The sequence below is a fragment of the Streptomyces sp. NPDC058198 genome, from assembly GCF_042882605.1.
Lineage (GTDB): Bacteria > Actinomycetota > Actinomycetes > Streptomycetales > Streptomycetaceae > Streptomyces.
On sequence record NZ_JBHVVP010000013.1, the window covers coordinates 46246 to 67691 of the forward strand.

Consider the following 21446-nt stretch of genomic DNA (forward strand, 5'->3'; position numbering starts at 1 on the left):
CGTACCGCACGCGCCGCGCGCCCGGTGCACTCACCGGGCGCGCGGCGCACGTCCTGGGTGTCGGTCACCCGGCTGATCCCTTCCGCTCCTCGTACGGCACCGGGCGGCCGGTGAACGCGTCCAGGAGGACACGGTCGCCGACCGGCCGGTCAAGCTTCACCGTCACCTCCTCGGCACGCATGTCGGAGGTGCAGGGACCGTCCTTCGTCCCGACCACGGACGCGGACAGCACCACGCTGCCGCCCGTCTCCAGCACGTCCACGGCGGGGCCGTCGTCACAGGATCCGTGCGTGGCGACCACGGTGACGGACCGGCCGTCCCCGGCCACCTCGACCAGCCCGCCGAGCGGCGCCAGCTCGTCGGTGGGCAGCTTCCCGGCGGGCTTGACCGGCGACTTGGGGGCCGTCGACGGGCTGAGGGCGACCCGCTTGAGCGGGGTGTCGTAACCGTCCAGGGTGAACAGCCAGGCCGGGACGGTCGCCGGGCCACGGCTGGTGGCCACGGTCATCTCGCCCAGCTTCGCCCCGGTCACGGTGAGATGCGGCCCGTCGTTGCCGCCGCGGGCCACACTCTCGTACGCCTTCTCCGCCCCCATCAGCGGCAACGCGAGCGAGCCTCCGCTCTCCCACTTCACCTGCCCGTCCTTCCGCGGGGTGGCGGGAAGTTCGCCGCGCAGGACGAAGTTCTGGGTTGTGTAGGCGCGCTTGTCGGCGTCGTTGCGGAAGGCGTTCTCGGGCAACTGGACCGCGTCCCCCGTCGGGTAGTAGCCCTGGCCCCACACCTCGGCGGCCCGAGAGCCGTCCCAAGCGTCGGCGACCTGACGGGCGCGGGCCTCCCGGTCCTTGTCGCTGTCGCAGCCGGCGACGACGCCGGTTCCGGCGGTGAACAGGACGAGCAGGGCGAGCAGATTGACGGCGCGCGCGGGTTTCGTACGCATGAGTCCCCCCAGGACTGACGTGACGAGTGAAGGTGGTGTGGTGAAGGTGAAGGCCACGACACCCCTGTGACGCACCACCCCCGACCCGGGTTCCGCGGCACAAGGGATTCCTCCCCACCAGGGGTCTGCCTGGCCGGCGACCGCATATCGGCCGAACCGGAGCGGAATGACGGCTTTCACCCCTAAAGTGGTTGCGCTCGACGGCTGCACTGCTCTTCTTGCCTGGCACGCGCCCGCCCCGCGGAGCCGCGTGCCCCTGCGGACGGAGAACAATGAGCGCCACTTCAGACGTCTCCTGGCGACGACTGCGCACGATCGTCTTACTCCTGGCCGCCCTGGCGGCCACACTCCTGGGGGCAGCCGGGCCGGCTGCCGCCGACCCGCCCTACGACCCGAGCCTGGGCCGCACTCCGTACCAGCCGGGTCCGATGCTGGTGAACCCCGGCGCGGGAGCGTTCACCGCCAACCCGTACGGCTTCAACCTCGCGCCGGTCGGCGGACTCGCCAATCCCGCGTACTACGAACTGCGGGACAGCTACACCGTGAAGCTGTACTTCAACTACCGCGGTGCAACGGACTCCACGACAAAGAACAAGGAGGAGCACTGGGTCGAGGGCCTCGACGACGTCATGTCAACCATGGTTCTGGAGACCAACAAATGGGTCGGCGGACGGCTTCGATACGAACCGTACGACGGTGACATCTGGCCCGGCACCCGGCCGGCGAACGAGATCGCCATCGTCTTCGACAACATCAACTCGACCGGGATCGCCTCCCCCGCCACCGCGCTGGACAACCGAGGAGCGATCTACAACGGCGGCCTGATCCGTCTCATCGCCTCCGACGTCTGGACCGGCCTCGTGGACGACAGCAACGACGGCGACCGCTGGTCCCGGTACGCCATGGCCATCCCCACCATGCACGAGATCGGTCACATCCTCGGGCTGGCTCACTACAACACCCCGTTCCGCGGCTACAACACACTGATGTCCTCGGTACGCGTCGCTGACGACGTCTCCAGTTGGAACGACGTGTGGACTCCTGGCGACAAGGCCGGGCTGATGAACATGGCAGGGTGGCGCGAACGGGCCACGACCTGCGCGCAGACCGGATCATGCACCCAGATCTGGCAGAAGAACGACCCCCTCGCCTGGCCACCCCAGCCCCCGGACCACACATACGACCGCGTGCACTGACCCTCCAGAGCAGCGGCCGCAGCCCCCGAACCAGCGGCCGCTGCCGCGCGACGGCCTCCGCACCGACTGAGGCCTTCGGCCAATAGCCTGACGTATCCATTTCCGGTGATGCGGGAGGCGGTGAGGCGGGCAAGGGGCTACAAGGGGTTCTTGGGGTCGGAAATCGACACACCCCGAGGTGCCTGTGGCGCCCGCCTCTTCACGTCTTCACGGGACGGTTTCGGATGATCGACAGACGGACCTTCGGCAAGGTCGTCGGCACGGGAATGGCCACGGCTTCCCTGGCCGGTCTCGCCTCCGCGTGCTCGACGACCACAGCTGACCGAAGCAGCCCGACAGCTCCGCCGACGAACGAGCCGGGGAAGGGAAAGCCTGGGGACTCGGCATTCGGCCCGCTGAAGCAGATCAAGGCCGGCACGCTGGATATCGGATACGTCGAATCGGGCTCCGCCCATGACCCCGCGGTCATTCTGCTGCACGGCTGGCCCTACGACATTCACAGCTATGTCGAGGTAGCGCCTTTGCTGGCGGCGAAGGGTTACCGGGTCATCGTTCCGTATCTGCGTGGCTATGGCACTACACGCTTTCTTTCGAGCAGCACACCGCGGAATGCCGAGCAGTCGGTTTTCGCGCTCGACATCATCGCCCTGATGGACGCCCTGGGGATCGAGAAGGCGATCCTCGCGGGTTACGACTGGGGATCGCGGACAGCCGACATCATCGCGGCGCTCTGGCCGGAGCGCGTGAAGGGGCTCGTCTCCGTAACCGGCTATCTCATCACGAATCTGGAAGCCAACAAGAAACCGTTGCCGCCGAAGTCCGAGTGGGCATGGTGGTGTCAGTATTACTTTTCTACCGAACGCGGCCGACTGGGCCTCGAACAAAACCGAGTCGATTTGGCCAAACTCATCTGGAAGTTCAACTCACCGACCTGGAACTTCACTGATGCCACGTTCGACCGCACCGCGACAGCCTTCGACAATCCGGATTACGTGCCCATCGTGATCTACAACTACCGGTGGCGGCTGGACCTGATCAAGAGTGACCCCCAGTACGCGAGTCTCGAGAAGAAACTCGCCCAAAGCCCCGTCATCACCGTGCCCACCATCACCCTCGACGGCGAGGTGGACCCCTTCACCCCTCCCGGGAACGGCTCCTCGTACCGCGACAAGTTCTCGGGCACGTACGCGCACCGGACCTTGAACGGAATCGGCCACAACGTGCCGCAGGAAGCCCCCGCGGCCTTCGCCCAGGCCGTCATCGACGTCGACACGTTGTGATCGGCGACGGCTGGAGCACTGGCGACTTCCTGCGCATCGGGCGGGGCGGCCTCCGGCGGTGGGGCCGCCCCCGGGCGTTCGGTCAGGCGGTGGCGAGGAGTTCGAGCGTGTCGATCACACGGTTCGAGAAGCCCCACTCGTTGTCGTACCAGGCGACCACCTTGACGTGGCGGCCGTCGACGCGCGTAAGGGCCGAGTCGAAGATCGACGAGGCCGGATTGCCCGTGATGTCGGACGACACGAGCGGGTCGTCCGAGTACTCGAGGATGCCGGCGAGCGGCCCCTCCGCCGCGGCGCGGTAAGCCGCCAGCACGTCGTCGCGCGTCACCTCGCGGGCGACGGTCGTGTTGAGTTCGACGATCGAGCCCACCGGAACCGGTACGCGGATCGAGTCGCCCGACAGCTTGCCGTCGAGGTTCGGCAGCACGAGGCCGATCGCCTTGGCGGCGCCCGTCGTGGTCGGCACGATGTTGACAGCGGCGGCGCGAGCGCGGCGGGCGTCGCGGTGCGGGCCGTCCTGCAGGTTCTGCTCCTGCGTGTAGGCGTGGACCGTCGTCATGAAGCCGTGCTCGATGCCGGCGAGCTGGTCGAGGACCACGGCCAGCGGCGCGAGCGCGTTGGTCGTGCACGAGGCGTTCGAGATGATCGTGTGTGCGGCCGGGTCGTACGCGTCGGTGTTGACCCCGAACGCGAGCGTGACATCGGCGCCGTCCGACGGTGCGCTGACGAGCACCTTCCTCGCGCCCGCGTCGAGGTGGACACGGGCGGCCGTGGCCGAGGTGAAGCGGCCGGTCGCCTCGAGCACGATGTCGACGCCGAGCTCGGCCCACGGCAGCCGCACCGGGTCGCGTTCGGCGAGCACCGCGATGCGGCGGCCGTCGACGACAAGGTCATCCCCGTCGACGGTCACCGGGCGGCCGAGCCGGCCGGCCGTCGTGTCGTAGGCGAGCAGCCGGGCGAGGACGGCGTGCTCCGTGAGGTCGTTGACGGCGACCACCTCGAGGTCGCTGTCGCGTTCGAGCAGCGCGCGCAGCACATTGCGTCCGATGCGGCCGAATCCGTTGATGGCGATACGAGTCATGAGTGGTGTCCTTTCGGGTCGCTACCAGGTTCGCGCGCGGCGTCCGCGCGTGACGGCGGCGGGAGCGCCATGGTTCGAAAGGATCGCGCCAGCGGGCGCGCGCTACTCGCCCTGGGTGAAGGTGCGCCGGTACTCACTCGGCGTGGTGCCGAGGGTGTGCCGGAAGTGCAGCCGCAGATTCGTACCGGTGCCCAGACCGACGTCGGCAGCGATCTGCTCGACGCTCCGCTCGGAACGTTCGAGCAGCTCACGGGCGACGTCGATGCGGGCGCGCATGACCCACTGCATCGGGGTGTACCCCGTGTCCTTGACAAAGCGCCGGGAGAACGTGCGAGGCGACACCGCCGCATGCCGGGCGAGCGTCTCGAGGGTGAGAGGGTCGCCGAGCCGGTGCAGCGCCCACTCGCGGGTGGCGGCGAACCGCTCGCCGAGCGGCTCGGGCACGCTGCGCGGCACATACTGCGCCTGACCGCCACTGCGGTACGGGGCCGCGACCAGGCGCCGGGCCGCGTGGTTCGACGCGGCCACCCCGAGGTCGCCACGGAGAATGTGCAAACACAGGTCGAGGCCCGAGGCGGCGCCGGCCGACGTCAGCACGCTGCCCTCGTCGACGAACAGAACGTTCTCGTCGACCTCAACGAGCGGATGCTTCGCCGCGAGCGCCCGCGTGTAATGCCAGTGCGTCGTGGCGCGCTTGCCGTCGAGCAGACCCGTGGCGGCGAGCGCGAAGGCGCCCGTCGAGATCGCGGCGAGCCGCGCGCCCAGATCGTGGGCGGCGATCAGCGCGTCAACGACGGCCTGCGGAGGGTCGTCACGGTCAGGAAACCGGTAGCCGGGGATGAAGACGATGTCGGCCCAGGCAAGCGCGTCAAGGCCGTGGGCGACGTGGTACGACAGGCCGTCGCCGCCGGTCACGAGACCAGGTGCCGCGCCACACACCCGCACCTCGTACGGCATGCTCGCGCGGGTGGTGAACACCTGCGCGGGAATGCCGACATCGAGCGGCTTCGCACCCTCAAGGACGAGGACGGCGACCCGATGCAGGCGTGAGGCTGACACGGGGAACAGGGTACGCGGCGGTGGGGTGCGGTTCAGATACGCCGGCTGCGCCGCCCCCCGGCCGGGGGCACCCGTCCACGGTTGACCGGAGGCCGGACCGCAACTCACGCCAGGGTGACGTGCATGCCGCCCCCGGCCAGGACAAGGTCAGACAGCCGCCAAAGTAGCCGCCCGGCCCGTTCTCCGCCTCGCCGAGCGCCAGTAGAGGCCCGGCGCGTCGGTGATGTGCCGGCCTTCGAGTCCGTAGGCCCGACCAGCCGGCTGGTCCCGGTGGGCGCGCCGAGGCCCGCTCTCGAACGAGATCGAACCAGGCCCCGCGGAGTCGGGTGTCGAGGCCGGACCAGGCGCTCAGGATCTCCGGCGGCCCGGCGAACCACCGCTCCCGGATGGGCCGGACGTATTCGGGAACGGGCCTGAAGAAGCCGTGGTCGAGCTCCAGGTCGATCAGACCCGTTCCCCAGACGGATGGGAGCCAGGCGCTGACCTTGGCCCACAGCAGACGTTCGGTGAGCGGCTCGCCCTGGTCGTCCCGTATTTCCGGCGCGGCCTGTTCCAGGTCCAGCCCCCGCCGGGTGCCCTCCATCAGTCCCGCCCGCAGCTGATCACCTGGGCAAGCCCGCGCACGACGAGCGGGTGCGCCGCCTGCTCGCGCGGCACGACACGGGCAAATTCCCGGCAGGAGCCCAGCCACCGGTGCCCGTCACGCACTCGACGGAACCCCTGTGTCCCTCAGGCGAACCTTCGTAGTCGTCCAGAGGCCGGTGAGCACGAGACTGTCTGTCCCAAGGAACTGCCCTGGGCCTCCCGCCTCCTCCAGCAACCAGGCCTCAAGCGCCTCGTCTTCCGGCACTAACCACACTCGGTTACCCGACCAGCCGCAGGCCTGCGCGGACGGAAGCGCGTCGCTCGTATCCGCCAGGATCAGCTCGCGCAGCTCGGCGGCGAGAGTCACCAGGTGCAGGACGGAGCGGGAGAGCCGGTCGAGCCGGATGACCTTCAAGGTGTCGCCCTCGGCGCATCAGGTGCATGACGGGGTCGAGCTTCGGCCGGGACGCCTTCGCGCCGCTCGTTTGCAGACACTCCAGAGACCTAGGAGTCCGTCCGGCAGTGGGCGACCATCTCGGCGAGGAGTTGCTGGCCAACCGGCCCGGCCAGTCAGCCGCTGCCCGGCAGCGGCAGCGCGCCCGGCGAAGGGTACTGCGCGAGGCACTCGTTGCGGCCTGCCCAGCCGTGGCTGAGAAACTAGGGCCTGTGGATGCGATAAGGCGGTTCCGGCCGGCGGTCATCGAGTGGGCGGCTGGCGGTGGGGGCTCCAGCAGCCGCCGCGGCCGCACACGAACTGGCTGCCAGCACCGCTTTGCGCACGGCCGTACTCGTGGAAGGGGTCAGCGACCCGGTCGCCCTCGAAGCGCCGGCTGCGCGTCACGGCCGCGCCCTGGGTGGGGAGAGCGTCGCCCTCATCCCGCTCGGAGGTGCGACCAGCATCGGCAGATTCCTGAATCTGCTGGGTCCTCAGGGGCTCGACGTCGGACTGGCGGGTCGTGACGCCGGAGAGGAAGGCCACTTTTCGCGCGCCCTTGAGCGAGCAGGTCTCGGCTGCGACCTCGCTCGCGCCGACATGGAGCCCCTCGGCTTCTACGTGTGCGTCGCCTGCTGATATGCGACCGACAGTCCCCATCGCCGAGGATCAGCGCGTCACTCCTTCCGGGCGACGTACCCCCACTGGTCCACGTCCGGATCCATCTGTCCCTCGGGATACCAGCGGTTGATCGGGCCGAGGCCGGGCGGAGGGACGGTCAGGCCGGCCGCCATAGCCATCATCTCCTCGGCGGTGCTCGCCGTGTACGGGTGCGTGCCCGACGCCGCGTACTTGACGTTCGCCGCCGCGACCTCCGGCGAGTCCAGCGTGGTGCACAGGACCAGGTAGCTGCCGGGAGCCAGACGTGCCATGTAGGTCCCCACCAGCTTCGCCGCCGCGGCCGGGTCGGTGACGTGCCCGATGGTGGAGAGCAGCATCAGCGCGACCGGCTGGTCCAGGTCCAGCGTCCGCGCCGCCTGCGTCAGCACCGCGGCAGGGTCGGTCAGATCGGCGTCGAGGTAGTCGGTGGCGCCCTCCGGTGTGCTGGTCAGCAGAGCCCGCGCGTGTACGAGGACGATCGGGTCGTGGTCGACGTAGACGATCCGCGCGTCCGGGGCGACGCGCTGCGCGACCTCATGGGTGTTGTCAGCCGTCGGCAGCCCCGTGCCGAGGTCGAGGAACTGGCGGACGCCGGCCTCTCCGGCCAGGTGACGGACCGTACGGCCGAGAAACGCGCGGGAGGCGCGGGCGATGTCGACCGCCGCCGGCCACTCCCGCATCATCTGCTCCGCGAGCAGCCGGTCGGCCTCGAAATAGTCCTTACCGCCCAGCAGGCAGTTCCAGAAGCGCGCGCTGTGCGGCACATGGGGCTGAAGGTCAAGCTCCTGGTGCCGGGTCAGGTCTTCCGTCTCGTCCGTCATCGGGCGAATCCTTCCGGGAGCGGTGGGCGGTAGAAGGCGAGGGCTGCGGGCCCAGCTCCCCCTTGACGACGCGTGACATCCGGGCCCCCGCATGACCCGCAGGAGGCAGTCGGGCGGGCCGGACACCCGCACACTCGGACGTTCCCCGCTCAGGCTGCGGGCGCCCGCAGCCCGGGCGGCCCGATCCAGAAGGCTGCCACAACGACAGGGGTCCTGTCCTCCGGTTCACGACAGGTAGGACAGGACCCCTGTCTGCTTTTCAGACCAGCCCCTGACGTCATCACGCATCAGCGCCGCGTATTCAGCGGGCTGCTGCTCGCGCAGGACCCGAGCCATACGCCAGCCCCCCGAGCAAAGTCTTCGGCAGTCATCTTCAGGTGCCAGATGCTGAACGATGTAGAAGGCATCGTCGTACGGCAGTCGGCGAGGTTGCACGGCCTCTGAGTCAGTCGGAACACTGGCCGCGTCGGCAACGGAGGGCTCGTCGTCTTCCTGCGCTGCCGGCCGACGCTGGGCCGGTGGCCTCGCTGCACTCCGCACTCGCTCGCCGACCGGCTTGTTGTCCGTGGACAACAAGTCCTTGCCCTCGCCTCCTGACGGCGCCTCGCCCGGTGGGGCGTCCAGACCGACATGCACCGCGCTGTGGAAGCACCGCTCACCGTTGACCAGGACGTGGCCGGCATCGAAAAGCCTGCCCTCATGGTCCGGCCACAGCGCGAGATAGGCGGCCCGGGTCACGGCCACGCACGCGGCCGGCTGCGCTTGACGCAACTCCTCGCCGAACCGGGTCTTGTCCTCGTCCGTGCCGAAGTTACAGCGCGGATTGAGAGGTGTGAGGGAGACCTCATCCAGCCGCAGCCGCACCAGGTTCGCAGACGGGCACGTCTCCCTGCGTGACGGCCTTGGCTCGGCCTCGAGCACTTCGGCCGCGCCGCGCAGCACTGAAAGAAGCGCCGGTTCCCAGCCGTTCTGCGACGCTCATCCGCTGATCCTCCGTGCGATCGTCCGCATTGCCTCCGCCTGCTCGCAGTACGCGGCATACGCCAACAGCGGAGCCTTCATCCGCACCGCCTCCCGCTGATCCTTCCGCTCCGGCACCACAGCCAGTACCGGAGGCTCTCCGATCTTCTGCCACTGCCCTAAGGGCTGTCCTACATGTTGACGACGAAGCCGAGCTGGGCGATGACGAGTGGGTGGGGCTGGACGGCGCGCTGCTGCCCAGCCCGTTCACGCCGAAGGGCGAGCCCCCGGAGGGGCCGGCCTGGTACGCGACGCCGACCGTCGCCTACGCCCAGGAGCTGGGGTACGAGGTGCGTCCGGTGGAGGCGTGGGTGCGGCGCGAGAACGGCCGCTACCTGGACGGCTGGTACAACCGGCTGCGCGACGCCTGCCTCGCCACGATGACCGACCTCGGTGTCGACGCGACGCCGGCACAGGCGTCCGGCAGTATCTCTCACTCGGCGAGACATCGGCCGGGACGGCCGCTATCGTGCCAGCCGCGGCATGATTTCGCTGGCGAAGAGTCGCATTGGCTCGGGGTCGGTCGGTTCGTGGAAGTAGAGGATGAAGTACTCGATGCCCGCCTCGATCAGCGCGCCGAAGATCTCGACGAGCTTGTCGGGGGTGCCGACCGCACTGCCGGCGGCCAGTTCCTCGCGGCTGCGGCCGTGCAGGTGGGGTTCCAGTAGCCGTGTCACACCGGCCTGGTCGGGTGCGGTGAACACGGAAAGGGTGGCGGTCTTCAGGATCGAGGAGTAGTCACGGCCGATGCGCTCGCAGTGCTGGGCCAGTACGCCGAGCTTGTGGCGGTAGAAGCCGGGATCGGTGTGGTCGGTGAGGTTGCAGGCGTCGGCGTGCTCGGCGACGAGCCGCAGGGTGACATTCTCCCCGCTGCCGCCGATGAGCAGCGGAATGTGCGGCTTCTGCACCCCCGTGGGCACGTTGACGGCCTGTTGTACCCGGTGGAACTCTCCCTCCACGCTGGCCTTGGGTGTGCGCAGCATGGCGGTGATCACCTGTGCTGCCTCGCCGAGACGACGCAGCCGCTCTCCGGTCGACGGGTAGGGCGCGGGATAGCCGTATGCCTCGTACTCTCGCTGGTCCCAGCCCGCGCCCAAACCGAGGAAGGCACGTCCGCCGCTGGCCGCGTCGAGGGTGGCCGCCATCTTCGCCACCAGCGTGGGGTTGCGGTAGCTGTTGCAGGTGACCAGCTGTCCCAGTCGCACGCGGCTGGTCTCACGTGCCATCGCCGCGAGACTGGTCCAGCACTCGAAGGTGGTCTCCTGGGCGCCGGAGACCGGCTGCAGGTGGTCGTAAAGCCACACCGAGTCGAAGCCCAGTGTCTCGGCCTCGCGGGCGACGCCCACCATGGCGTCGAACTGCGCCACGGGGTCGGTCAGATGCGTGAGGTCCAGCCGCCAGCCCTGGGGGGCCACCGCACCCCAACGTATCGCCACCATGGCACACCCTCTTTTCTTCCATGCCTGATCAAGAGCCCAGCAGAGGCTACGCCATCGAAGGAGCCAGGTCGCAAGGCCGGGGCGCGGCCGCCGCCGACGGCAAGACCATCGCCCGAGGCACCCCGGACGCCGTCCACGACGTGGAAAAACGGGCCCGTGCCGGCGTGGCTTAGTTGGTCTCTAGGAACAGCGTTTGTCGACTGGTTCCCCGATCCGACCGGCCAGGCGCACGACCCGTAGCCAGGCCGCCCCCAGCACCAGCGTAAGGAAGTCGGGGATGCGAGTCCGCGCCGTCGAGTAGGGCGAACCGCAGGCGGAACGGCTGCGACAGCACCTCCTGGACCCCGCCAGCGAAGTCCAAGGCCAGCAGCAGGCGCCGCTCGGCCAGGCTCTCGAAACCGTGCTGCCGCCCGGTCGAGACGAGGAACTCCGGCCCTGGACGGTGCTTCTGGCCCCCTGTCCTCGAGAACCGGCGTACTGGCACGGACAACGACCTCGGCGCGCGGGCCAGGTCGCGTACGGTCACGATGACCTTGGCCTTGCCCGCCTTCAAGCCTGTCGTCCAGGTACGCAGCCAGTCCGGATCACCGCTGAGCCGGTAGACAGCCTCGTCGGGCACGCGTAACGGCAGGAAGAGCTCATCGAGGGCGGAGGTGTACGACCACAGCGGCCCGGCTTCGCCTACAGCCATGTCATCCGAGGAATTCATGCCCTCAGAAGACCGTACCCGCGCCGCGGGGAGATCACCGGAAATCCGTCTGGCCTGCGAAGAACCTTGCTATTTCGCGATCAGGACGAGTAGCGCGCGGCCGCCGAGCCGGTAGCTGGTGCCGGCGCCCCCGATGACGGCCTCAGCACCGGGAGAAGCAACCTGGCCGGGGCCCTCGGCCCAGGCGGAGGTGTCCGTCACGCGGTACCACTGCTTGCCCGACCCTGGGGACGGGAGGGTGAAGTCGACGTCACCGGACCAGCCGTTGTAACCGACATATAGGGCGCTGCTCGAGTCGCCCAATTCGGTTCCGTCGATGCGCCACGCGAGCGCGTGGTTCGAGGGATTATCCCAGTACGCCGCATCGGGGGCGGAGCCGCCAGGGGTGTACCAGCTCATCTGGGGCATGCCGTTGGCATTGGTGTCCGAGCCGCTGTAGAAACCGGCCGGGCGCAGCGAAGGGTGTGTCTTGCGGAAGGCGATCAGGCGCTGGGCAAAGGTGCGGAAGGTGCTCTGGTCGCCGGTGTACGTGGTGCTGAGCCAGTTGGCCGACGAGTCCAGGTTGTAGGGGTTGTTGTTGCACCGTAGGGAGCGCAGGTGCTCGTCGCCGCCGGTCATCATGGGCGTGCCGGCGGACAGCATCAGGAAGGCCATGCCGTTGCGGGCGGCCTTTCGCTGGTCGGCTGCGCTTCCGTTCTGGTCCCAGGAGATGTTGTCGTCCGAGCCGCCGTCGGAGGGACCGTACGGCCACGCCTGCCCGTTGTTCTTGCCGTTGCACGCGTACAGATCGGCAAGAGTGAAGCCGTCGTGGGCGACCATGAAGTTGATGGAGTTCCAGGGCGCCCGCCCGTCGTCCTGATAGAGGTCGGACGACCCGGCGAACCGGGTGGCGAGTTCGGCCGGCGTGACGTTCTGGAAGCCCATGGCGTTCTGATCGCGGCGCAGGGTGTCCCGGAATATCCCGTTCCATTCGGACCATCCGGCGGGGAAGTTGCCCACCTGGTAGGTGCCGGCGCCGATCGCCCAGGGCTCGGCGATCCAGTCTGTACCGGTGCCGCCCTGAGTAGGGCGCGCGGGCATGGTCGCAGTGATCCGGTTCAACGCTGTGTTCGGATCGGTTTTGCTGTATTGGAAGCAGCCGTGGTGACAGGTGTTGCCCAGCACCGACGCCAGATCGAAGCGGAAGCCGTCGACGCCGAGGGCGTCCTTCCAATGCGCCAGGGAGTCCATGATGAGGTCCTGGGCGACGGGATTGTAGGTGTTGTAGTTGCCGCCGACGCCCGTGTTGTCCCACGGGTTCTGCCAGTCGGATGTGAGCGAGTAGTACGTCGGGTTGTCCAGACCCCGGAGGGACAGCAGGCTGTAGGTGTTCTTGTCGGCGGCGTTCCAGGGCCCGCCCTCGGCGGTGTGGTTGTAGACAACATCTACGAGGACCTTGATGCCGACGTCGTGGTACGCCTTGACCATCGCCTTGAACTCGCGCGTGGGACCTCCAGGGCTCCGGTCGGATGCGTAACGACGGTCCGGTGCGAAGTAGTTCAGCGTCGAATAGCCCCAGTAGTTATCCCCGGCGGTGCTGTTCGGGTCGACGTCGTTGGCGTCGTTCTGGGTCTCCTGCACAGGCAGGAACTCGACCGCCGTAACGCCCAGGGCGGCCAGGTTTGCCGCCTTCAGGCCCGCTCCCTTGTAGGTGCCGCGGTCGGCTGAGGGGACGGAAGCATCGTTCTTGGTGAGGCCGCGGACATTGACTTCGTAGACGATGTCGTCCTTCAGGGCGCGGCTGGGCTTACTGCCGGTGCCTGTGGTGTCATTGGGCAGCACGATGCCCTTGGGAGCCTGCGGTCCACTGTCGAGGGTGCGGTACTGCGGGCCGGAGGCGTAGACGGTCTCGCTGTTCACCGCGGGGGTGCGAGGGTCATGGCTGAGTTCCCGCGCGTAGGGGTCTGTCAGAAGCTTGTTGGGGTTGAACCGGTTGCCGGCGGAGTCGACATCGGAGACGAATCCGGCGGACGACCCCTTCGTCCAGGCTGATGTGTACGGCCAGTTGGGGCCCCAGGCCCGGTAGCCGTAGTAGACCGCCCCGGTGATGCCGTACTGGTCGCGCAGCGTCGCGACGGACACGGCGACCGACCAGACGCCGCTGGTGGGGTCCTTGGTCAGCGGATAACTGACCCGCTCCTGGCTACCGGAGGCGGACGCGTACAAGTAGACGTCGATCCGGGTTGCCCGTGACGAGTAGATACGGAAGCCGATGTCCGCCCCGGTGGAGTCGTAGGCCGCTCCCAGGTTCCGCGCACCGGAAACCACGGGAGCCGACGTCTCGGCCGCAGCGGGGACACCGGGACCGACCAGGGCCGCGCACACGACCACAGTGGAGAGCACCACACGTCGGAGCTTTCCTCGTATTCGGGCACGGACACAGATGGGGGGACGCACGGGGGCTCCTTCACGGCCGGGAGGGGCCGCAAGCGCTCCGGCCGCACTGCAACCTGCAAGCAAATCCTTGCTGTAACTTGCTGCAAGATAGCGGGCCGACCGGTCCGCGTAAAGACTGGCCTCCAGCAGAGCAACAACCGACGGCACCAGCCACCTCCACAAGTGACACGGGCTGACGAACCACCCCCGTCTCTCCCGCCGCCGGCCGGAGTTCATGCCCACCCAGCCCGAACCAAACGATCACGTTCGGAAAGCGGACGGCGTCTCTCCACAGGCGAGTGCTCGGCGAGCGCCGTCTGTTGTGGGTATCGGGGAAGCCCGGCCAGGGGCCTTCATCCTTGATCGTGGACACCGGTTGTTATGCGGCGGTGGTCAACGTAGTTGATCGCCGTTCGTGGGTGATCGGACTGATCTGGCCGAGGCAGGAGTGCCTTCTTCGGGTGTTGTAGCGGGTCGCCCAGCGGAAGACCGCAAGCCGGGCGGCCCGGGCTCCGGGCCATCGCTTGGCGCCCTGGAGGGTCTCGCGTTTCATGGTGAGCAATCGTCAAGACCTGTGGACTGGTTCGTTAGAAGAAGCCGATCGTGTCCTTGAGAAGGCGAAGGGCTTTTGTGCGGTATGTGGCGCTGTCGCGCCAGGTCTTCTCTGCCTGCACGCTTGTGATCGTGACGCCCGCCCTCCCGGCCGAGTTCTCCGCGGGCGTCAGGTGGCCGCAGGCGATGAGTGCGCCGATGCGAAAGAGAGCGATGGCCAGTTGGCGGGCGGCCTCGGGCTGGGACAGCCAGACATCGTCTGCCACCCGGGGAACCCGCAGGAGCTTGGGGTAGCGGCGCTCGTCCGGCGGTGTCATCAGGCGGCCCCCGCTTCGGAGCGTTCGACGAGGTGACCGTTCTTGAAGCGGGCGCCGTTGCGGACGAGGGCAACGAGGTGAGGTGCGGTGATCGCGCGCCAGCGGGCCTGGGCGGACTCGACGAGCTTGAACACCATCGCCAGGGCCGCGACCGGGCTGCCGGCCCGGCGGGTGACCTTGGTCCGCAGCTTCACGGTGCTGAAAGTGCTTTCGATGGGGTTTGTCGTGCGCAGGTGCGACGACGAGTTCGGGATCGCGCATGCCGCGTCGGCGGCAGTCGCGCAGCAGATTCGCCCACGACTCGGTCGATTCACGCAGCCCCTCGGCCAGCGCGACGAGTTCCTTGCGGCCGTCGGGGCGCACCCCCATCAGGACCAGGACGCAGGAGTGGGCCTGGCCGAGGCGGACCTTGGGGTGAACGCCGCCGGCCCACACGTAGATGTAGTCGGAATCCGACAGGTCGCGGGCCTGGAAGGCGGTGTGGTCCTCGACCCACTGCTTCGTCAACCGGGTCACCGTCGCCGGCGAGAGGCCGGTCGAGGAGCCCAGGAACTGCTCCATCGCGGGCACGAAATCCCCGGAGGACAGTCCGTGAGGGTAGAGCAGGGGCAGGACCTCGCTGACCTTCGGAGACTTCCGGCACCACGGCGCAAGGATCTTCGACGAGAACCGCTTGCGCTCACCCGTCTCCACGTCGACACGCTTGTCATTCACGCGAGGCACCTTCACCGCGACCGACCCGGCAGCGGTGGTCACCTTCCGTTCGGGATGATGACCGTTGCGGACCACCGGACGGCAACCGGCCTCGTCCCGCTCTCCGGCCAACTCGGCTATGTACTGGTTGACTTCGGCCTCCAGGGCCGCGGCGAGCATCCGCCGGGCACCCTCACGGACAATGTCGTCCATCAGGGATCCGGTCTCGGTGGTTCCCTCGTCGTTGACTACGCTGAGCACGGGCATGCCTTGCCGACCCGCGGTGCAACGCGGGTCTACTCGGTGACCATCAATCGATCACTCGGGAAGGTACGCCCTCCGCGTTCCGCGAGGCACCCCTCCCGAGGCCGATCCACAGGTCTTGAGCATTGCTCCTCCAGGTGAGCGACCGCCGCCGGCAGCAGGCGAGACGCGGGCACGGCATGGTACGCGCGCCGGTAGTGACAGGCGATATCGAGAAGCCCCGCCACCAGAGCAGGGTCAACCGTCCGCTCCGTAGCAACCGAAGGAACGTCTTTGCTGAGATGATCAGCCCGGATCGGCATCCTGCGCTGTGGCGCCTTGGACCATGCTTGCCCATCCCAGGTCGACGGACGCCTCACCGCTCACTGGAGAGCCGGATGATCAGGAAACTATCCTGTCCGGTTCGGAGGGAGGCCGCATGGAAAAGGACCTGCCCAACAGGCACCTCGCCATGCGGCCGACCCTACGCACTGGGTACGCGACGTGACCTTCGGCGAAGATGCCAGCCAGATCCGCCCCCTGATCAAAACGGACAATCACGGAACACTCCGGGGCCCTGGGGGCGGATTACCAGGTGATGGGCAGTTCGTAAACCCCGTAGACCTGGTTGTCGTGCCGAAACGGGATCCGCTCGATGTCGGCCGCGAGCCGCAGGGTCGGGATGCGCCGGAAGAGGGTGCTGAACGCGACCTGGAGTTCCAGCCGGGCCAGCGACTTGCCCAGGCATCGATGGGCGCCGAAGCCGAAGGCCATGTGGTGCCGGGAGTCGCGCTCGATGTCGAGGCGGTCGGGTTCCGGGAAGGCGTCGGGATCGCGGCTGCCGGTGTCGAAGACGAAGATCAGCCCGTCGCCGGCGCGAATGCGTTCCCCGGCGATGTCGATGTCTTCGAGCGCGATCCGGTTGCGGGTGTGGATGACACTGAGGTAACGCACCAGCTCTTCGACAGCCGATGCGAGCAGCTTGGGATCGTCGGAGTCGCGCAGGAGTTCCAGTTGGGCGGGGTGTTCGAGCAGGGCGAGCGTACCGAGCGCGATCATGTTCTCGGCGGTCGCGTGGCCCGCGATCAGCAGCATCACTCCCATCTGCGCCGCTTCACTACGGGTCAGTTCCCCGGCCTTCACCCGTTCGGCCAGGTCGGACAGCAGATCGTCGGCTGGGGCGACGATCTTCTGGCCCATGAGGTCGTCCAGATAGCCGATCAGCTCGCGCCGGGCACGCCCCTGGGCCTCGACGTCCAGCGTGGCGATGATCTTGGCGTTGTTCTGGAAGAAGCCGTGGTCGCTGTAGGGAACTCCGAGCAGTTCGGAGATCACCAGCGAGGGCACGGGCAGGGCGAAGGCATCGACCAGGTCGACCGGTTTCGGTCCAGCCAGCATTGCGTCGATAGCCAAGTCAACGATCCGCTGGACGGCCGGTCGCAGCGCTTCCACTCGTTTGGCGGCGAAGGGCGCCGTCACCATGCGGCGCAGACGGGCGTGCTCGGGGCCGTCCATCACTACGAAACTCACGGGCCCGCCACCGGGAGGAAGCGGTACCAGGTGCGGGAAGCCGGGCCTGCTGATGTCGGCGCTGATCCGGGGGTCGTCGAGGAGGGCACGCTGTTCGGCGAGCCGGGTCACCAGCCAGGGGGTGCTGTCGTCCCACAGCCGAACCTTGGTGAGGGGGGCCTTCTTCTGCTGGGCGATCGCGGCCGGGGGCGGGTCGAATGGGCAGCCGGCCGCCCGGGTCATCGGGAAGTGCGGCACATCGCTGGTCATGTGTCTCCTCCAAGGGGGATGGGGTTGGGGTCACGGGAGAGACCGTGTGCCTGTCAGCGCAGGTGGGAGTCAGCCTCCCCCGTTCAGAGTCTGGTGTGATCACGGCGTCGGAGCCGTCTTGGACAGCCCCGTTCACCGGGCTGAGTCCGCGTCAGTTCGGCAAGCTGATCACAGCGTTGTGGCGCGAAGGCGCCGATCCGGTCCGCGAGGGCCGACCGTGGAGCCTGCCTCTGGAGGACCGAGTCCTGCTGGTTCCCGCGTACTGGCGGACCAACCTGACCCTGCGCCAACTGGCGCCGCTGTTCGGGGTGTCCAGGTCCGCGGCCGACCGGATCGTCGATCACCTCGGTCCGTCGCTGGCACTGCAGCCACGTAAACGGTTCCGGCGTGACGCCGTGCTCATCGTTGACGGCACTCTCGTCCCGACTCGCGACCACACAACGACTGTGCCGACTCAAGGGCGACGGCGTCCACCACGCCATGCTCGGCATCGCCCGCCTGCACAACCTCACCCTCGCCGGCTGACGAAGAAGCAGGCAGGTCAACGAACACGTCGTAGATCATTTACGGGACAACGCTTAGGTGTATTGATCCGGAGGGTTGTTCACACGGCTGATGGGAAGCTGGTCGAGGGCGGTACGGCTCATGCCAGGCGATCCTGTGTGTCTGCCGCGGCGGGTTGTGGCCGCGATGGTGGGCGGAGTGCGGTGAAGGCGTGGATGACGGGAGCGAGCCGGTCGGGTGTGGTGCCGTGCAGGACCAGCTCGTCGGCGCCGGCGTCGAGGTAGTCCTGAAGCCGGGCGGCGCAGGTACGGGGGCTCCCGGTCGCGGTGGACTCGCTGAGCCAGGTTGCGGGTATCAGGTGGGCGGCCTCGGCGAGGTCGAGGGGGTCGAGGACGGCATCGGCGTACGTGTCGCCGAGCCGGGCGATGTGGGGGTGTCCGCGCAGTCGTCGAAGCGCGTCCAGGTCCCAGCCGTTGGTCCGGACCAGTCGTTCTCCGCCGATGGGAGCCTGGAGGTAGGTTGCCGCGCGACCCGCGATGATGTCCCTGGCCTCAGGTGTCGGGTCGGCCGCGGTGAGGACGGTGGCGTAGATGCGCACGGCGTTCGGGCTGCGGCCGCAGGCTGTCGCGGTCTGGCGGACACGGGCGGCGATCCGTGCGACTGCCTGCGGTGTGGTGAACGCCGGCAGGAGCACACCGTCGAAGTGCTCTCCGGCGAGTCGCAGGGACTGCTCACCGATCCCGGCCAGGACGACACGGGGCGGAGGTGTGGTCGGCAGCTCCCGGAGCTGAAGCCTCGGGAAGTCGCCTGCGGGGCCGTGATAGGTCACCTCTTCGCCGTTCCACAGGCGGCGCAGCATGGTTACCGTGTCGACGACCACCCGTGCCGTGGCGGTGGGTGGCACACCGAGTCCGGACAGCCAGCTGCCGCCACGCCCGAGCCCGAGCAGGAAGCGGCCTGCGGTCAGCGACTGCACGGTGGCCGCGAGTGAGGCCAGCTGTAGGGGGTGCCGGGTCTGAAAAGGGACGACTCCTGCGGCGATGCCGGGTCTTGTGGTGCATGCGGCCAGTGCGCCTGCGAGGGCGCCGAGATCCTTCGTGCCGAACTTCTCGGAGATCCACAGGTTGCTGAGCCCGAGTGCCTCTCCGGCCTGCGCCTGGGCGATGCCCGCACGCGCGTCAGGCACGCGGCCGGACAGGATGTATGCCCCCAGCGGCAAGGTAGTGGGGGTGAAAGGGGTGTCGCTCACGGCATCCTGCCGTTGTGGTTCGCGCTTGCGGTGTCACGCCGCACGGCGAGCAGCGCCTTGAGGCAGAGCGCGGTGGTGACCGCGCGGCTCCCCCACACTCTGGCGTGGTTGTCGAGCCAGGGCACGGCCTCCCATGAGCCGTCAGGGAACTGGCTGCCGATCAGCAGCCGGCAGTCGTCGGAGGACACGGCGGCGCCGGCCGCGGTCAGGGCCAGCATGGCGAGGGCCCGGTTGAGGGGATCGGGCGCGGGTGCCTGTGCGAGGAAGCGTGCGGCTCGGGCGATCTCTTCTTGATGTCCGTCCAGGGCGGCGAGGTGGCGTACGGCGACGTAGGTGCTGTAGCTGGTTCCCACATACCAGGATGCCCGCCAGAAGCCCATGGGCTGTTGCTGGTCGATCAGCCAGCGGGTTGCCGGGCCGACGAGCGGGCTCAGCGGTAGGGGCCCGATGTGCTGCTCGTACAGGTGGGTGGCGTGTGCGAGGTTCGCTACCACCTCGGGGTCGCGGCCGGTGTCGTTCCGGCCTCGGCCCCAGACCCGGTTGGCCGCATCGCGTTCGCCAGGTGCGTCGAGCAGCCAGGTGTTGACGACGCCGTCGTCCCATGCGTTGCGCGCGGCGAGAGCTGTGGCGGCTCGCACGACGGCGTTGTCGGCATGGCCGGTGCGGATGAGGATGCGCAGGACTTGGGCCAGGGTGTCGGCGTCGTGCGGTAGGGGCTCGAAGCCGGGGAAGTACCGCCAGGAGACGCCGTCGCGTTGGGAGAGCAGCCAGGCGGTGTTTTCGTCGGCGAATCGCCGGCATTCCTTGTAACCGGCCTCTGCGGCGTCCAGGAGTGCCTCGGTGATGGTGGCCACGTGGTAGACGGCGCCCACGCAGCGGAACTCGGCGAACTTCCCCACCTGTGGCAGGGGCTGGTGCTGCTGGTGGAGCTTGGTGAACTGCGCGGTGGAGTAGGAGCCCATGACGTGTGTCGCGTCCGGGTAGGACAGTTCGTGCTGTCCTATCAGGTACTCCAGTGCCCGTTCAACGGTGGCGTCAATGGTTGAGGGTGTCATCGGGTCACGGCCTCCGGTGAGGTCGACGCCTGCGGTTTCTTGCGGGAACGCAGGGCCAGTGGAATGGGCCCCGGCATCGGGATGAGTGTGGTGACGATCCGGGGCGGTTCGTCGGACACCGGGGCCAGAGTGTGCTGTTGGGCCAGGGTGGCGAGGAACACGGACGCCTCGGTGTGGGAGAACGGGCCCCCGATACACCCTCGCGGGCCGGCGCCGAAGGGCATGTAGGCGTGGGGCGGGATCGTCTCGGCACGGGCCGGCAGCCAGCGGTCCGGGTCGAAGCGCTCCGGATCCGGGAAGAGGGCAGGGTCGCGGTGCAGGGCGAAGATGGAGAACAGCACCATCGCATCGGCCGGGAGCCGGTAGCCGCCGAGGTCGACGTCGACGAGGGGACGGCGCATCAGCATCCAGGTGGTCGGGTAAAGGCGCAGGGTCTCCTTGACGACGCGATGGGTGTACTCGAGTCGGCCCAGGTCCTCATACTGCACTGGACGGCCCCGCAGGACGTCGTCGACCTCGTCCTGCACGGCGCGTTGCGCAGCCGGGTGGGTGGCGAGCAGGTAAGCGGCCCAGCACATCGCAGCCGCCGTCGTCTCGCTGCCGGCGATGATCATGCTGGTGACCTCGTCGTAGACCTGCTCGTCCGTCATCGCCGCACCGGTGTCCGCGTCCACGGCCTGCAACAGCGATGTCAGCAGGTCTGGGCGCTGCCCGAGATCGAGCCGGTGCTGACGGATCATCCGGTAGATCACGGCTTGGAACCGCGGCAGCGCACGCTCGAAGGCCCGGTTGGTCGAAGTCGGCAACCGGTCCAGCAGGTCGAACGGCGCCAGGGCACGCTGGCCAAGACCCCGGAGTAACACGGGCAGGGACTCCTGGACCTCGGCCGTGGTCTCCGGGTCAAGGTCCGTGGAGAACAAGACCCGGCCGACGATGCCGAGCGCCAGTGGGAAGGTGACCTCGTCCATCCGGACCACTTCCCCGTCCGCCCATGCGGTCACCAGCCCCTCGACCTGGTCCACCATGGTCCGGGTGTAGCCGGCGATCTCGGAGGCGCGGACTGCCGGCTGGATGAGTCGGCGCTGCCGGGCGTGGAAGTCCCCCTCCGAAGTGAACAGACCGTTGCGGGCCAGAACCTGCGCCTTTTGGAACATCACCCCTTTGTGGAACTTGTCCGCATCAGTCACCAGCATCTGGCGGATCAGATCGGGGTGGTTGACCACATACACCGTGCGCGGGCCCAGCTTGAAGGTGGCCACATCCCCATAACTGCGGATCCGCTGCACAAACCCCAGCGGATCGCGGCGGATGCGAACGGCGCTGCCGATCAGCGGAACACGCGAGCGCATGGCTTTCGGTACGCGGTGCTGGTCTGTCATCGACATGAACTTCTCTCCATCCAGCCAGGGATCCGGATCC

At 68.3% G+C, this 21446-nt stretch carries 17 protein-coding genes and 5 pseudogenes; 6 read left to right on the forward strand and 16 right to left on the reverse strand.

Features of this window, described 5'->3' with window-relative positions; genetic code table 11:
• Nucleotides 1-64: 64 nt before the first annotated feature.
• The gene (locus ACFVWW_RS29570; RefSeq protein ID WP_386878944.1) at nt 65-937 is read right to left on the reverse strand and encodes a hypothetical protein; all 873 of its coding nucleotides are present in this window, start codon (nt 935-937) and stop codon (nt 65-67) included.
• Nucleotides 938-1209: 272 nt separating this feature from the next.
• Between ACFVWW_RS29570 and ACFVWW_RS29575 the strand changes: the two genes are divergently transcribed.
• Nucleotides 1210-2133: a hypothetical protein gene (locus tag ACFVWW_RS29575; RefSeq protein WP_386878943.1), complete on the forward strand. Its 924-nt coding sequence runs from the start codon at nt 1210-1212 to the stop codon at nt 2131-2133.
• Nucleotides 2134-2357: 224 nt separating this feature from the next.
• On the forward strand, nt 2358-3413 hold the full coding sequence (locus ACFVWW_RS29580; RefSeq protein ID WP_386878942.1) for an alpha/beta fold hydrolase: 1056 nt from the start codon (nt 2358-2360) through the stop codon (nt 3411-3413).
• A gap of 82 nt (nt 3414-3495) precedes the next feature.
• Here the strand turns inward: ACFVWW_RS29580 and gap are convergent, their stop codons facing one another.
• The 3 genes and pseudogenes from gap to ACFVWW_RS29595 all read right to left on the reverse strand — a co-directional run.
• Nucleotides 3496-4494, reverse strand: coding sequence for a type I glyceraldehyde-3-phosphate dehydrogenase (gap, locus tag ACFVWW_RS29585; protein ID WP_386878941.1), 999 nt, complete (start codon nt 4492-4494; stop codon nt 3496-3498).
• Between the two features lie 102 nt (nt 4495-4596).
• Nucleotides 4597-5553, reverse strand: a complete 957-nt coding sequence (locus ACFVWW_RS29590) for a GlxA family transcriptional regulator (RefSeq protein WP_384192802.1) — start codon at nt 5551-5553, stop codon at nt 4597-4599.
• A gap of 148 nt (nt 5554-5701) precedes the next feature.
• Nucleotides 5702-6430, reverse strand: a pseudogene (locus ACFVWW_RS29595) (hypothetical protein); the annotation flags it as partial.
• A gap of 426 nt (nt 6431-6856) precedes the next feature.
• Between ACFVWW_RS29595 and ACFVWW_RS29600 the strand changes: the two are divergent.
• On the forward strand, nt 6857-7210 hold the full coding sequence (locus tag ACFVWW_RS29600) for a TOPRIM nucleotidyl transferase/hydrolase domain-containing protein (RefSeq protein ID WP_389680253.1): 354 nt from the start codon (nt 6857-6859) through the stop codon (nt 7208-7210).
• Nucleotides 7211-7248: 38 nt separating this feature from the next.
• Here ACFVWW_RS29600 and ACFVWW_RS29605 read toward each other — a convergent pair whose 3' ends face one another.
• Both ACFVWW_RS29605 and ACFVWW_RS29610 read right to left on the reverse strand, forming a co-directional pair.
• Complete coding sequence (locus tag ACFVWW_RS29605; protein WP_386878939.1) at nt 7249-8052, reverse strand: SAM-dependent methyltransferase; 804 nt, start codon at nt 8050-8052, stop codon at nt 7249-7251.
• A gap of 225 nt (nt 8053-8277) precedes the next feature.
• Nucleotides 8278-8994, reverse strand: coding sequence for a hypothetical protein (locus ACFVWW_RS29610; RefSeq protein ID WP_386878938.1), 717 nt, complete (start codon nt 8992-8994; stop codon nt 8278-8280).
• A 242-nt stretch (nt 8995-9236) separates the two neighbouring features.
• Here ACFVWW_RS29610 and ACFVWW_RS29615 point away from each other — a divergent pair.
• Nucleotides 9237-9476 (forward strand): annotated as a pseudogene (locus ACFVWW_RS29615) (transcriptional regulator); the annotation flags it as partial.
• 60 nt (nt 9477-9536) lie between these two features.
• Here ACFVWW_RS29615 and ACFVWW_RS29620 read toward each other — a convergent pair.
• Entirely contained in the window at nt 9537-10511 is a 975-nt protein-coding gene (locus ACFVWW_RS29620) for a TIGR03560 family F420-dependent LLM class oxidoreductase (protein WP_386878937.1), read from the reverse strand.
• Nucleotides 10512-10531: 20 nt separating this feature from the next.
• Between ACFVWW_RS29620 and ACFVWW_RS29625 the strand changes: the two genes are divergently transcribed.
• On the forward strand, nt 10532-10684 hold the full coding sequence (locus tag ACFVWW_RS29625) for a hypothetical protein (protein ID WP_386878936.1): 153 nt from the start codon (nt 10532-10534) through the stop codon (nt 10682-10684).
• Here the strand turns inward: ACFVWW_RS29625 and ACFVWW_RS29630 are convergent.
• The 6 genes and pseudogenes from ACFVWW_RS29630 to ACFVWW_RS29655 form a co-directional block, all read right to left on the reverse strand.
• Nucleotides 10681-11220 carry a hypothetical protein gene (locus ACFVWW_RS29630; protein ID WP_386878935.1) on the reverse strand — a complete coding sequence of 180 codons (540 nt, stop codon included), beginning with the start codon at nt 11218-11220 and terminating at the stop codon, nt 10681-10683. The two genes, ACFVWW_RS29625 and ACFVWW_RS29630, sit on opposite strands and share 4 nt — an antisense overlap.
• Nucleotides 11221-11289: 69 nt before the next feature.
• Nucleotides 11290-13605, reverse strand: coding sequence for a glycogen debranching protein (locus tag ACFVWW_RS29635; protein WP_386878934.1), 2316 nt, complete (start codon nt 13603-13605; stop codon nt 11290-11292).
• A 409-nt stretch (nt 13606-14014) separates the two neighbouring features.
• Nucleotides 14015-14191, reverse strand: a pseudogene (locus ACFVWW_RS29640) (integrase core domain-containing protein); the annotation flags it as partial.
• A 31-nt stretch (nt 14192-14222) separates the two neighbouring features.
• Entirely contained in the window at nt 14223-14504 is a 282-nt protein-coding gene (locus ACFVWW_RS29645) for a DNA-binding protein (protein WP_386878933.1), read from the reverse strand.
• A pseudogene (locus ACFVWW_RS29650) lies at nt 14504-15458 on the reverse strand (transposase). The gene ACFVWW_RS29645 and the pseudogene ACFVWW_RS29650 overlap by 1 nt, the downstream one beginning before the upstream one ends.
• Nucleotides 15459-16028: 570 nt before the next feature.
• Complete coding sequence (locus ACFVWW_RS29655; RefSeq protein WP_384192784.1) at nt 16029-17219, reverse strand: cytochrome P450; 1191 nt, start codon at nt 17217-17219, stop codon at nt 16029-16031.
• Nucleotides 17220-17281: 62 nt separating this feature from the next.
• On the opposite strand from ACFVWW_RS29655, the pseudogene ACFVWW_RS29660 reads away from it, so the two are divergent.
• A pseudogene (locus tag ACFVWW_RS29660) lies at nt 17282-17701 on the forward strand (transposase family protein); the annotation flags it as partial.
• Nucleotides 17702-17862: 161 nt separating this feature from the next.
• On the opposite strand, the gene ACFVWW_RS29665 reads toward ACFVWW_RS29660, so the two are convergent.
• From ACFVWW_RS29665 to ACFVWW_RS29675, 3 genes are read right to left on the reverse strand one after another with little or no spacing between them, the layout of a single operon-like run.
• On the reverse strand, nt 17863-18972 hold the full coding sequence (locus ACFVWW_RS29665) for a TIGR03857 family LLM class F420-dependent oxidoreductase (protein ID WP_386878932.1): 1110 nt from the start codon (nt 18970-18972) through the stop codon (nt 17863-17865).
• Complete coding sequence (locus ACFVWW_RS29670) at nt 18969-20027, reverse strand: hypothetical protein (protein WP_386878931.1); 1059 nt, start codon at nt 20025-20027, stop codon at nt 18969-18971. Before ACFVWW_RS29670 ends, ACFVWW_RS29665 begins: the two co-directional genes overlap by 4 nt.
• Nucleotides 20024-21412, reverse strand: coding sequence for a cytochrome P450 (locus ACFVWW_RS29675; protein WP_386878930.1), 1389 nt, complete (start codon nt 21410-21412; stop codon nt 20024-20026). Before ACFVWW_RS29675 ends, ACFVWW_RS29670 begins: the two co-directional genes overlap by 4 nt.
• Nucleotides 21413-21446: the final 34 nt, after the last annotated feature.